This is a genomic window from Serratia sp. JKS000199 (genome assembly GCF_900215455.1).
Taxonomy (GTDB): domain Bacteria; phylum Pseudomonadota; class Gammaproteobacteria; order Enterobacterales; family Enterobacteriaceae; genus Serratia; species Serratia ureilytica.
Window position 1 is genome coordinate 4,664,250 of record NZ_LT907843.1, and the last position, 12,219, is coordinate 4,676,468.

The window sequence follows — 12,219 nt, forward strand, 5'->3', positions numbered from 1 at the left end:
TTGGTTTATGAGTGCGAATACCGAGGCTCAAGGGAGCGGACGCGGCCTGGAAGCGGCAAAGTGGCTGATCGTCGCCGTTCTGTTGGTTGTGGCTATTGTCGGTAACTATTACTACCGTGATTTAAGCCTGCCATTGCGCGCGCTGGCAGTTGTGCTGATCATCGCCGTTGCAGGTGCAGTGGCTCTGATGACCACCAAAGGCAAAGCTACCGTTGCGTTTGCCCGCGAAGCGCGTACCGAAGTACGTAAAGTGATTTGGCCAACTCGTCAGGAAACGCTACACACCACGTTGATCGTTGCCGCGGTAACCGCCGTGATGTCACTGATTCTGTGGGGGCTGGATGGTATTCTGGTCCGTCTGGTGTCGTTTATTACTGGCCTGAGGTTCTAAAATGTCTGAAGCTCCAAAAAAACGTTGGTACGTCGTTCAGGCGTTTTCCGGTTTTGAAGGTCGCGTAGCGCAATCGCTGCGTGAACACATCAAACTGCACGATATGGAAGAGCTGTTCGGCGAAGTGATGGTGCCTACGGAAGAAGTGGTTGAAATCCGTGGTGGCCAGCGTCGCAAGAGCGAGCGTAAATTCTTCCCTGGCTACGTGCTGGTGCAGATGGTGATGAATGACGCCAGCTGGCACCTGGTGCGCAGCGTACCGCGTGTCATGGGGTTCATCGGCGGTACGTCTGACCGTCCTGCGCCGATCAGCGATAAAGAAGTTGATGCGATCATGAACCGCCTGCAGCAGGTCGGTGACAAACCGCGTCCGAAAACGCTGTTCGAACCGGGCGAGCTGGTGCGCGTCAACGACGGCCCGTTTGCCGATTTCAACGGCGTGGTCGAAGAAGTCGATTACGAGAAGAGCCGCCTGAAAGTTTCCGTTTCCATCTTCGGCCGTGCAACGCCGGTGGAACTGGACTTCAGCCAGGTTGAAAAAGGCTGATCGAATAATCAGCAATAAGCGGTCCGTTGCCGCTTGTCAAAGGCGCGAAATTGAACTACAATTTCGCGCCTTTTGTTTTTAGATGCCTTGCCTGATGTTTGTCTGGCGAGGTTAAACACGGGGAGCCTCTCACGAGGCGATACTACCCAAACCGAGGAAATTTAAATGGCTAAGAAAGTACAAGCCTACGTCAAGCTGCAAGTTGCAGCTGGTATGGCTAACCCGAGCCCACCAGTGGGTCCAGCTCTGGGTCAGCAGGGCGTTAACATCATGGAATTCTGTAAGGCATTCAACGCTAAAACTGACAGCGTTGAGAAAGGTCTGCCGATTCCGGTTGTTATCACCGTTTATTCTGATCGCTCCTTCACTTTCGTTACCAAAACCCCGCCAGCAGCAGTTCTGCTGAAAAAAGCGGCTGGTATCAAGTCTGGTTCCGGTAAGCCGAACAAAGACAAAGTAGGTAAAGTGACCCGTGCTCAGGTACGTGAAATCGCAGAAACCAAAGCTGCGGACATGACTGGTTCTGACGTTGAAGCGATGACTCGCTCCATCGAAGGTACCGCTCGTTCCATGGGCCTGGTAGTGGAGGATTAAGAGATGGCTAAGCTGACCAAGCGCATGCGCGTGATCCGTGACAAAGTTGATGCTACTAAACAGTATGACATCACTGAAGCTGTTGCTCTGCTGAAAGAGCTGGCCACCGCTAAATTCGTAGAAAGCGTTGACGTTGCCGTTAACCTCGGCATCGACGCTCGTAAATCTGACCAAAACGTTCGTGGCGCTACCGTTCTGCCACACGGCACCGGTCGTTCCGTTCGCGTTGCCGTATTTACCCAAGGCGCTAACGCTGAAGCAGCGAAAGCTGCCGGCGCAGAGCTGGTAGGTATGGACGATCTGGCTGAGCAGATCAAGAAAGGCGAAATGAACTTCGACGTTGTTATTGCTTCCCCGGATGCAATGCGCGTTGTAGGTCAACTGGGCCAGATCCTGGGTCCACGCGGCCTGATGCCAAACCCGAAAGTGGGTACCGTTACTCCGAACGTTGCTGAAGCAGTGAAAAACGCTAAAGCAGGTCAGGTTCGCTACCGTAACGACAAAAACGGCATCATCCATACCACTATCGGTAAGGTTGATTTCGACGCAGACAAACTGAAAGAAAACCTGGAAGCCCTGCTGGTTGCGCTGAAAAAAGCAAAACCTTCTCAGGCGAAAGGCATGTACATCAAGAAAGTTAGCCTCTCCACCACCATGGGTGCTGGCGTTGCTATCGATCAAAGCGGTCTGTCTGCCGCAGCGAACTAATCGCACTTGCGATTATCGCTTTGACTTGGGGCCGAGATTTGTCTAGAATCTTATGCCCCAAGGTTTTGCTATTGGCTATGCCGTAGGCAAAACAAAGATTTTTCGGTTGGAGCCTGGCCTATCCAGGCCTCCGTCCAAGACCGCAGGTGTATCGCAAGATACTTAATCCTTCCTGCGTAGACGGTGACAGAGCCTAAGAAAATTTTTCTTTTTTATAAAAGAATGTCTTTGCTGGATTCTGCTCACCGTGTTAAGCCGCTCGGCGTGGCGTTTTACAAAGCGCCGAGTGAAGTGAGTTCCGGGGGATTTTCCCCGGCTAATCCAGGAGCAAAAAGCTAATGGCATTAAATCTTCAAGACAAACAAGCGATTGTTGCTGAAGTCAGCGAAGTAGCCAAAGGCGCGCTGTCTGCGGTTGTTGCGGATTCCCGCGGCGTTACCGTAGATAAAATGACTGAACTGCGTAAAGCAGGTCGTGAAGCTGGCGTTTACATGCGTGTTGTTCGCAACACCCTGATGCGTCGCGTAGTTGAAGGCACTCCATTCGAATGCCTGAAAGACACGTTTGTCGGTCCAACCTTGATTGCATTCTCTCACGAACACCCGGGCGCTGCTGCTCGTCTGTTCAAAGAGTTCGCGAAAGCGAATGCAAAATTCGAGGTTAAAGCTGCGGCCTTTGAAGGTGAGCTGATCCCAGCGGCGCAAATCGACCGCCTGGCGACGCTGCCAACTTACGAAGAAGCGATCGCACGCCTGATGGCAACCATGAAAGAAGCCGCTGCCGGCAAACTGGTTCGCACTCTGGCTGCAGTACGCGATCAGAAAGAAGCGGCGTAAGCCACTCTTTCTTAGCCTTTGCTAACGTATTTAAACTATTTCTGAATTTTAGGAACAATTGTTATGTCTATCACTAAAGACCAAATCCTGGAAGCAGTTGCCGCTATGTCCGTAATGGATGTTGTTGAACTGGTTTCCGCTATGGAAGAAAAATTCGGCGTTTCTGCTGCTGCTGCTGTAGCTGTAGCTGCTGGCCCAGCTGAAGCTGCTGAAGAGAAAACTGAATTCGACGTTATCCTGAAAGCTGCAGGCGCTAACAAAGTTGCTGTTATCAAAGCAGTACGTGGCGCTACCGGCCTGGGTCTGAAAGAAGCTAAAGACCTGGTTGAATCTGCTCCAGCCGCTCTGAAAGAAGGCGTGAGCAAAGATGACGCAGAAGCTCTGAAAAAATCTCTGGAAGAAGCTGGCGCAGAAGTTGAAGTTAAATAAGCCAACCCTTCCGGTTGCAGCCTAGTCTTTTAGGCTGATGGCTGGTGACTTTTTAGTCACCAGCCTTTTTGCGCTGTAGGGCGCCAGTAGCGTTTCACACTGTTTGGCTGCTGGTTTCGCCTCCCAATGTTTGTTTCTATCGACGACTTAATATACCGCGGTCTTTGCACTACCAGGAGTTCTGGGGGAAGGCGCGATGAAATGGTTTAAGCGTGATAGCAAGAGATATTGCGGAAAGTGTTCCCGCTTTCCGGTCGACAAAACGGTGTTGCATGAACTGTCCCTAATCGGACGGACAGATTGGGTCACTGATCAGCGAGCTGAGGAACCCTATGGTTTACTCCTATACCGAGAAAAAACGTATTCGTAAGGATTTTGGTAAACGTCCACAAGTGCTGGACATACCATATCTCCTTTCTATCCAGCTTGACTCGTTCCAGAAGTTTATCGAGCAAGATCCAGAAGGGCAGTACGGCCTTGAAGCCGCATTCCGTTCTGTTTTCCCTATCCAGAGCTACAGTGGCAATTCGGAGCTGCAATACGTTAGCTACCGTCTTGGTGAGCCGGTCTTCGACGTCAAAGAGTGCCAGATCCGTGGTGTGACGTTCTCTGCACCGCTGCGCGTAAAACTGCGCCTGGTTATCTATGAGCGCGAAGCGCCTGAAGGTACGGTCAAAGACATCAAGGAACAAGAAGTCTACATGGGCGAAATTCCGCTCATGACCGAAAACGGCACCTTTGTGATCAACGGTACTGAGAGGGTTATCGTATCTCAGTTGCACCGTAGTCCTGGCGTATTCTTCGACAGCGATAAGGGTAAAACCCACTCCTCGGGTAAAGTGCTGTACAACGCACGCATCATCCCTTACCGCGGTTCATGGTTGGACTTCGAGTTCGATCCGAAAGACAACCTGTTCGTGCGTATTGACCGTCGCCGCAAACTGCCTGCGACCATCATTCTGCGCGCGCTGAACTACACCACTGAACAGATCCTCGACCTGTTCTTTGACAAGATCGTCTTCGAAATCCGCGACAACAAGCTGCAGATGGAGCTGGTGCCAGAGCGCCTGCGTGGTGAGACCGCTTCGTTCGATATCGAAGCCAACGGCAAGATCTACGTAGAGAAAGGCCGTCGCATCACCGCTCGTCATATCCGTCAGCTGGAAAAAGACGACATTCAGAGCATTGAAGTACCGGTAGAGTACATCGCGGGCAAAGTGGTCGCGAAAGACTATATCGATACCAATACCGGCGAACTGATCTGCGCAGCCAACATGGAGCTGTCGCTGGATCTGCTGGCCAAGCTGAGCCAGTCCGGCCACAAGCGCATCGAAACGCTGTTCACCAACGATCTGGACCACGGCGCGTACATCTCTGAAACGCTGCGTGTCGATCCGACCAACGATCGTCTGAGCTCGCTGGTAGAAATCTACCGCATGATGCGCCCTGGTGAGCCGCCAACGCGCGAAGCTGCCGAAAGCCTGTTCGAGAACCTGTTCTTCTCCGAAGACCGCTACGATCTGTCCGCGGTTGGCCGTATGAAGTTCAACCGTTCTCTGCTGCGCGACGAGATCGAAGGTTCGGGCATCCTGAGCAAAGACGACATCATCGAAGTGATGAAGAAGCTCATCGATATCCGTAACGGCAAGGGCGAAGTGGACGATATCGACCACTTGGGCAACCGTCGTATCCGCTCCGTCGGCGAAATGGCCGAGAACCAGTTCCGCGTAGGTCTGGTGCGTGTTGAGCGTGCGGTGAAAGAGCGTCTGTCTCTGGGCGATCTGGATACCCTGATGCCTCAGGACATGATCAACGCCAAACCGATTTCGGCGGCGGTGAAAGAGTTCTTCGGCTCCAGCCAGCTGTCCCAGTTCATGGACCAGAACAACCCGTTGTCCGAGATCACGCACAAGCGTCGTATCTCCGCACTGGGCCCGGGCGGTCTGACCCGTGAGCGCGCCGGCTTTGAAGTTCGAGACGTACACCCGACCCACTACGGCCGCGTGTGCCCAATCGAAACGCCGGAAGGTCCAAACATCGGTCTGATCAACTCCCTGTCCGTGTACGCACAGACTAACGAGTATGGCTTCCTGGAAACCCCGTACCGCCGCGTGCGTGACGGCGTGGTGACCGATGAAATCAACTACCTGTCTGCTATTGAAGAAGGCAACTTCGTTATCGCCCAGGCGAACTCCAACCTGGATGAAGAAGGCCGCTTCGTAGAAGACCTGGTCACCTGCCGCAGCAAAGGCGAATCAAGCCTGTTCAGCCGCGACCAGGTTGACTACATGGACGTATCCACCCAGCAGGTTGTTTCCGTTGGTGCTTCACTGATTCCATTCCTGGAACACGATGACGCCAACCGTGCATTGATGGGTGCGAACATGCAACGTCAGGCCGTACCAACCCTGCGCGCCGATAAGCCGCTGGTCGGTACCGGTATGGAACGCGCTGTAGCGGTTGACTCCGGCGTAACCGCCGTTGCCAAACGCGGCGGTGTGATCCAGTACGTGGATGCTTCCCGTATCGTTATCAAAGTTAACGAAGACGAGATGTACCCGGGCGAAGCAGGTATCGATATTTACAACCTGACCAAGTACACCCGTTCTAACCAGAACACCTGCATCAACCAGATGCCGTGTGTGAATCTGGGTGAGCCAATCGAGCGCGGCGACGTGCTGGCGGATGGCCCATCGACAGACCTGGGCGAACTGGCGCTGGGCCAGAACATGCGCGTAGCGTTCATGCCTTGGAACGGCTACAACTTCGAAGACTCCATCTTGGTCTCCGAGCGCGTGGTGCAGGAAGATCGCTTCACCACCATCCACATCCAGGAACTGGCGTGCGTGTCTCGCGACACCAAGCTGGGGCCTGAAGAGATCACCGCCGACATCCCTAACGTGGGTGAAGCGGCGCTCTCCAAGCTGGATGAGTCCGGTATCGTGTATATCGGTGCTGAAGTGACCGGCGGCGACATCCTGGTCGGTAAGGTAACGCCTAAAGGCGAAACCCAGCTGACGCCGGAAGAGAAACTGCTGCGTGCGATCTTCGGTGAGAAAGCGTCTGACGTTAAAGACTCTTCTCTGCGTGTGCCGAACGGCGTTTCCGGTACGGTTATCGACGTGCAGGTCTTCACCCGCGATGGCGTGGAAAAAGACAAGCGCGCGTTGGAAATCGAAGAGATGCAGCTGAAGCAGGCGAAGAAAGACCTGACTGAAGAACTGCAGATCCTGGAAGCCGGCCTGTTTGCGCGTATCCACGCGGTACTGGTTGCCGGTGGCATCGAAGCCGACAAGCTGAGCAAGCTGCCGCGCGATCGCTGGCTGGAACTGGGCCTGACCGACGAAGAGAAGCAAAACCAGCTGGAGCAGCTGGCTGAGCAGTATGACGAACTGAAATCCGACTTCGAGAAGAAGCTGGAAGCCAAGCGTCGTAAGATCACTCAGGGCGACGATCTGGCGCCGGGCGTACTGAAAATCGTCAAGGTTTATCTGGCCGTTAAACGTCAGATCCAACCGGGTGACAAGATGGCGGGCCGCCACGGTAACAAGGGTGTTATCTCCAAGATCAACCCGATCGAAGATATGCCTTACGATGAAAACGGCACGCCGGTAGACATCGTACTGAACCCGCTGGGCGTACCATCACGTATGAACATCGGTCAGATCCTGGAAACCCACCTGGGTATGGCTGCGAAAGGCATCGGTGAGAAGATCAACCAGATGCTGAAGCAGCAGCAGGAAGTGGCCAAGCTGCGTGAGTTCATCCAGAAGGCCTACGATCTGGGCGACGATGTTTGCCAGAAAGTTGACCTGAACACCTTCAGCGACGACGAAGTGCTGCGTCTGGCAGAGAACCTGAAAAAAGGTATGCCGATCGCAACGCCGGTGTTTGACGGTGCGAAAGAGACTGAAATCAAGAAGCTGCTGGAAATGGGCGGTATCCCGACCTCCGGTCAGATCACGCTGTTCGATGGCCGTACCGGTGAGCAATTCGAGCGCCAGGTTACTGTCGGCTATATGTACATGCTGAAACTGAACCACTTGGTTGACGATAAAATGCACGCCCGTTCAACCGGTTCTTACAGCTTGGTTACTCAGCAGCCTCTGGGTGGTAAAGCGCAGTTCGGTGGTCAACGCTTCGGTGAGATGGAAGTGTGGGCACTGGAAGCATACGGCGCGGCTTATACCCTGCAGGAAATGCTCACCGTTAAGTCGGATGACGTTAACGGCCGTACCAAGATGTACAAAAACATCGTGGATGGCGATCACCGGATGGAGCCAGGCATGCCGGAATCCTTCAACGTACTGTTGAAAGAAATCCGCTCGCTCGGCATCAACATCGAACTGGAAGACGAGTAATCGTCATTCCGGCTCAGGCTCCCCGCCTAAGGGAGCCTGAGGGTGGTTGTTCAGGTCACACGGGTACCTACTGCGGTTGTGGGTGCCCAACAGGTTTAACTCCGACAGGAGCCAATCCGTGAAAGACTTATTGAAGTTTCTGAAAGCGCAAACTAAGACCGAAGAGTTTGATGCGATCAAGATTGCTCTGGCCTCGCCAGACATGATCCGTTCGTGGTCGTTCGGTGAAGTTAAGAAGCCGGAAACCATTAACTACCGTACGTTCAAACCAGAGCGTGACGGCCTTTTCTGCGCCCGTATCTTCGGGCCGGTAAAAGATTACGAGTGCCTGTGCGGTAAGTACAAGCGCTTGAAACACCGCGGCGTGATCTGTGAGAAGTGCGGCGTTGAAGTGACCCAGACCAAAGTGCGTCGTGAGCGCATGGGCCACATCGAGCTGGCTTCCCCGACTGCGCACATCTGGTTCCTGAAATCGCTGCCATCCCGCATCGGTTTGCTGCTGGATATGCCGCTGCGTGACATCGAACGCGTACTGTACTTCGAATCCTATGTGGTGGTCGAAGGCGGTATGACCAACCTCGAGCGTCGTCAGATCCTGACCGAAGAGCAGTATCTGGACGCGCTGGAAGAGTTCGGTGACGAATTCGACGCCAAGATGGGTGCGGAAGCCATTCAGGCCCTGTTGAAAAACATGGATCTGGAAGCCGAGTGCGAGCAGCTGCGTGAAGAGCTGAACGAAACCAACTCCGAAACCAAGCGCAAGAAACTGACCAAGCGTATCAAGCTGCTGGAAGCGTTCGTACAGTCCGGTAACAAGCCGGAGTGGATGATCCTGACCGTGCTGCCGGTACTGCCGCCGGATCTGCGCCCGCTGGTTCCGCTGGATGGCGGTCGTTTCGCGACGTCGGATCTGAACGATCTGTATCGCCGCGTGATCAACCGTAACAACCGTCTGAAACGCCTGCTGGATCTGGCTGCGCCGGACATCATCGTGCGCAACGAAAAGCGTATGCTGCAAGAAGCGGTAGACGCCCTGCTGGATAACGGCCGTCGCGGTCGTGCGATCACCGGTTCCAACAAACGCCCTCTGAAATCTTTGGCCGACATGATCAAAGGTAAGCAGGGTCGTTTCCGTCAGAACCTGCTCGGTAAACGCGTTGACTACTCAGGCCGTTCCGTTATCACCGTAGGTCCATACCTGCGTCTGCATCAGTGCGGTCTGCCTAAGAAGATGGCGTTGGAGCTGTTCAAACCGTTCATCTACGGCAAATTGGAGCTGCGTGGCCTGGCCACCACCATCAAAGCCGCCAAGAAAATGGTTGAGCGTGAAGAAGCCGTCGTTTGGGATATCCTGGACGAAGTGATTCGCGAACACCCGGTACTGCTGAACCGTGCACCAACCCTGCACCGTTTGGGTATCCAGGCGTTTGAACCGGTTCTGATCGAAGGTAAAGCGATCCAGCTGCACCCGCTGGTTTGTGCGGCATATAACGCCGACTTCGATGGTGACCAGATGGCCGTTCACGTACCGCTGACGCTGGAAGCCCAGCTGGAAGCGCGTGCGCTGATGATGTCCACCAACAACATCCTGTCCCCAGCGAACGGCGAGCCAATCATCGTTCCTTCTCAGGACGTTGTACTGGGTCTGTACTACATGACCCGCGACTGTGTTAACGCCAAAGGCGAAGGCATGGTGCTGAACGGTTCCAAAGAAGCTGAGCGTGTTTACCGCGCCGGCCTGGCGTCGCTGCATGCGCGCGTTAAAGTGCGTATCACCGAAGACGTCAAGAACGCCGAAGGCGAGTGGACCTCTCAGACCAGCATCATCGACACCACCATCGGCCGCGCCATCCTGTGGATGATCGTACCGAAAGGTCTGCCGTACGCGATCGTTAACCAGCCTTTGGGCAAGAAAGCGATCTCCAAGATGCTGAACACCTGTTACCGCATCCTGGGCCTGAAGCCGACCGTTATCTTTGCTGACCAGATCATGTACACCGGCTTTGCTTACGCAGCCCGTTCCGGCGCTTCCGTAGGTATCGACGACATGGTTATCCCGGCCAAGAAGGCGGAGATCATCGAAGAAGCGGAAACCGAAGTTGCCGAGATCCAGGAGCAGTTCCAGTCTGGTCTGGTGACCGCCGGCGAACGCTACAACAAAGTGATCGATATCTGGGCTGCCGCGAACGAACGCGTTGCGAAAGCGATGATGGAAAACCTGTCGGTAGAAGACGTGGTTAACCGTGACGGCGAAGTGGAACAGCAAGTTTCCTTCAACAGCATCTTTATGATGGCCGACTCCGGTGCGCGTGGTTCCGCCGCTCAGATTCGTCAGCTGGCCGGTATGCGTGGTCTGATGGCGAAGCCGGACGGCTCCATCATCGAAACGCCAATCACCGCGAACTTCCGTGAAGGTCTGAACGTACTCCAGTACTTCATCTCCACTCACGGTGCTCGTAAAGGTCTGGCGGATACCGCACTGAAAACCGCGAACTCCGGTTATCTGACCCGTCGTCTGGTTGACGTGGCGCAGGACCTGGTGGTGACCGAAGACGACTGTGGCACCCACGACGGCATCCTGATGACTCCGGTTATCGAAGGTGGCGACGTGAAAGAGCCGCTGCGTGAACGCGTTCTGGGCCGTGTGACGGCAGAAGACGTCCTCAAGCCGGGTACGGCGGACATTCTGGTGCCGCGCAACACCCTGCTGAACGAGAAGGCGTGTGACCTGTTGGAAGAGAACTCTGTCGACAGCGTTAAAGTCCGTTCCGTGGTGAGCTGTGAAACCGACTTCGGTGTGTGTGCAAACTGCTACGGTCGCGACCTGGCACGTGGCCACATCATCAACAAAGGTGAAGCCATCGGCGTTATCGCGGCACAGTCCATCGGTGAGCCGGGTACACAGCTGACGATGCGTACGTTCCACATCGGTGGTGCGGCATCTCGTGCGGCTGCTGAATCCAGCATTCAGGTGAAAAACAAGGGTAGCATCAAGCTGAGCAACGCGAAGTTCGTTATGAACGCCGCAGGCAAGCTGGTGATCACCTCGCGTAACACCGAACTGAAACTGATCGACGAATTCGGCCGTACCAAAGAAAGCTACAAGGTGCCTTACGGCGCCGTGATGGGCAAAGGCGACGGTGAAGAAGTTAACGGCGGCGAAACCGTTGCTAACTGGGATCCGCATACCATGCCGGTCATCAGTGAAGTCAGCGGCTTCATTCGCTTCGCCGACATGGTCGACGGCCAGACGATTACTCGTCAGACCGACGAACTGACCGGTTTGTCTTCTCTGGTTGTCCTGGACAGCGCAGAGCGTACCGGTAGCGGTAAAGACCTGCGTCCGGCACTGAAAATCGTTGACGCTAAGGGCGAAGACGTATTGATCCCAGGTACTGATATGCCTGCTCAATACTTCCTGCCGGGCAAAGCGATCGTTCAGCTGGAAGACGGCATTCAGATCGGTGCGGGTGATACCCTGGCGCGTATTCCTCAGGAATCCGGCGGTACCAAGGATATTACCGGTGGTCTGCCGCGCGTTGCCGACCTGTTCGAAGCGCGTCGTCCGAAAGAGCCGGCAATCCTGGCTGAAATCAGCGGGATTATCTCGTTCGGTAAAGAGACCAAAGGCAAACGTCGCCTGGTGATCTCTCCGCTGGACGGCAGCGACGCTTACGAAGAGATGATTCCGAAATGGCGTCAGCTCAACGTGTTCGAAGGCGAAGTGGTGGAACGTGGCGACGTCGTCTCCGACGGCCCAGAGTCTCCGCACGACATTCTGCGTCTGCGTGGCGTGCATGCGGTTACCCGCTACATCACCAACGAAGTGCAGGAAGTTTACCGTCTGCAAGGCGTTAAGATTAACGATAAGCACATCGAAGTTATCGTTCGTCAGATGCTGCGTAAAGGCACTATCGTTAGCGCTGGTGGCTCCGAGTTCCTGGAAGGCGAGCAGGCTGAAGTGTCTCGCGTCAAGATTGCCAACCGTCAGCTGGAAGCTGAAGGTAAGATCCCGGCAACCTTCTCGCGCGATCTGCTGGGTATCACCAAGGCTTCCTTGGCGACCGAGTCCTTCATCTCCGCCGCATCGTTCCAGGAAACAACGCGCGTTCTGACCGAAGCTGCCGTAGCCGGCAAGCGCGACGAACTGCGTGGCCTGAAAGAGAACGTCATCGTGGGCCGTCTGATCCCAGCCGGTACCGGTTACGCTTATCATCAGGATCGCATGCGTCGTCGTGCTCAGGGCGAAGCGCCGGTTGTTCCGCAAGTCAGCGCGGAAGAAGCGACCGCGAACCTGGCCGAACTGCTCAACGCAGGTCTGGGCGGCAGCGACGACGAGTAATCGTCATCCGC

8 protein-coding genes are annotated in these 12,219 nt (G+C 54.8%); all 8 read left to right on the forward strand.

Going from position 1 to position 12,219, the window contains the following annotated elements; genetic code table 11:
- The first annotated feature begins 7 nt into the window (after positions 1–7).
- The 8 genes from secE to rpoC all read left to right on the forward strand — a co-directional run bounded on the left by secE (position 8) and on the right by rpoC (position 12,208).
- Positions 8–391 (forward strand): preprotein translocase subunit SecE, encoded by a 384-nt coding sequence (secE, locus tag CPH57_RS22090; protein ID WP_004929916.1) that lies wholly within the window; start codon positions 8–10, stop codon positions 389–391.
- 1 nt (position 392) lies between these two features.
- Positions 393–938, forward strand: a complete 546-nt coding sequence (gene nusG / locus CPH57_RS22095) for a transcription termination/antitermination protein NusG (RefSeq protein ID WP_004929914.1) — start codon at positions 393–395, stop codon at positions 936–938.
- A gap of 165 nt (positions 939–1,103) precedes the next feature.
- Positions 1,104–1,532, forward strand: coding sequence for a 50S ribosomal protein L11 (gene rplK, locus CPH57_RS22100; protein ID WP_015376316.1), 429 nt, complete (start codon positions 1,104–1,106; stop codon positions 1,530–1,532).
- Between the two features lie 3 nt (positions 1,533–1,535).
- On the forward strand, positions 1,536–2,240 hold the full coding sequence (gene rplA, locus CPH57_RS22105) for a 50S ribosomal protein L1 (RefSeq protein WP_004929908.1): 705 nt from the start codon (positions 1,536–1,538) through the stop codon (positions 2,238–2,240).
- Between the two features lie 338 nt (positions 2,241–2,578).
- Complete coding sequence (rplJ, locus tag CPH57_RS22110; RefSeq protein WP_004929905.1) at positions 2,579–3,076, forward strand: 50S ribosomal protein L10; 498 nt, start codon at positions 2,579–2,581, stop codon at positions 3,074–3,076.
- Positions 3,077–3,139: 63 nt separating this feature from the next.
- The gene (gene rplL / locus CPH57_RS22115; protein WP_004929903.1) at positions 3,140–3,505 is read left to right on the forward strand and encodes a 50S ribosomal protein L7/L12; all 366 of its coding nucleotides are present in this window, start codon (positions 3,140–3,142) and stop codon (positions 3,503–3,505) included.
- A 332-nt stretch (positions 3,506–3,837) separates the two neighbouring features.
- Positions 3,838–7,866, forward strand: a complete 4,029-nt coding sequence (gene rpoB, locus CPH57_RS22120) for a DNA-directed RNA polymerase subunit beta (RefSeq protein ID WP_004929900.1) — start codon at positions 3,838–3,840, stop codon at positions 7,864–7,866.
- Positions 7,867–7,984: 118 nt separating this feature from the next.
- Positions 7,985–12,208: a DNA-directed RNA polymerase subunit beta' gene (rpoC, locus tag CPH57_RS22125; protein ID WP_033644357.1), complete on the forward strand. Its 4,224-nt coding sequence runs from the start codon at positions 7,985–7,987 to the stop codon at positions 12,206–12,208.
- Positions 12,209–12,219 lie beyond the last annotated feature (11 nt).

Bases quoted from the DNA above. Each gene is read 5' to 3' on its own strand.
- rplK (WP_015376316.1), top strand. From the start codon at position 1,104: ATGGCTAAGAAAGTACAAGCCTACGTCAAGCTGCAAGTTGCAGCTGGT.
- rplJ (WP_004929905.1), top strand. From the start codon at position 2,579: ATGGCATTAAATCTTCAAGACAAACAAGCGATTGTTGCTGAAGTCAGC.
- rplL (WP_004929903.1), top strand. From the start codon at position 3,140: ATGTCTATCACTAAAGACCAAATCCTGGAAGCAGTTGCCGCTATGTCC.
- nusG (WP_004929914.1), top strand. From the start codon at position 393: ATGTCTGAAGCTCCAAAAAAACGTTGGTACGTCGTTCAGGCGTTTTCC.
- rplA (WP_004929908.1), top strand. From the start codon at position 1,536: ATGGCTAAGCTGACCAAGCGCATGCGCGTGATCCGTGACAAAGTTGAT.
- secE (WP_004929916.1), top strand. From the start codon at position 8: ATGAGTGCGAATACCGAGGCTCAAGGGAGCGGACGCGGCCTGGAAGCG.
- rpoB (WP_004929900.1), top strand. From the start codon at position 3,838: ATGGTTTACTCCTATACCGAGAAAAAACGTATTCGTAAGGATTTTGGT.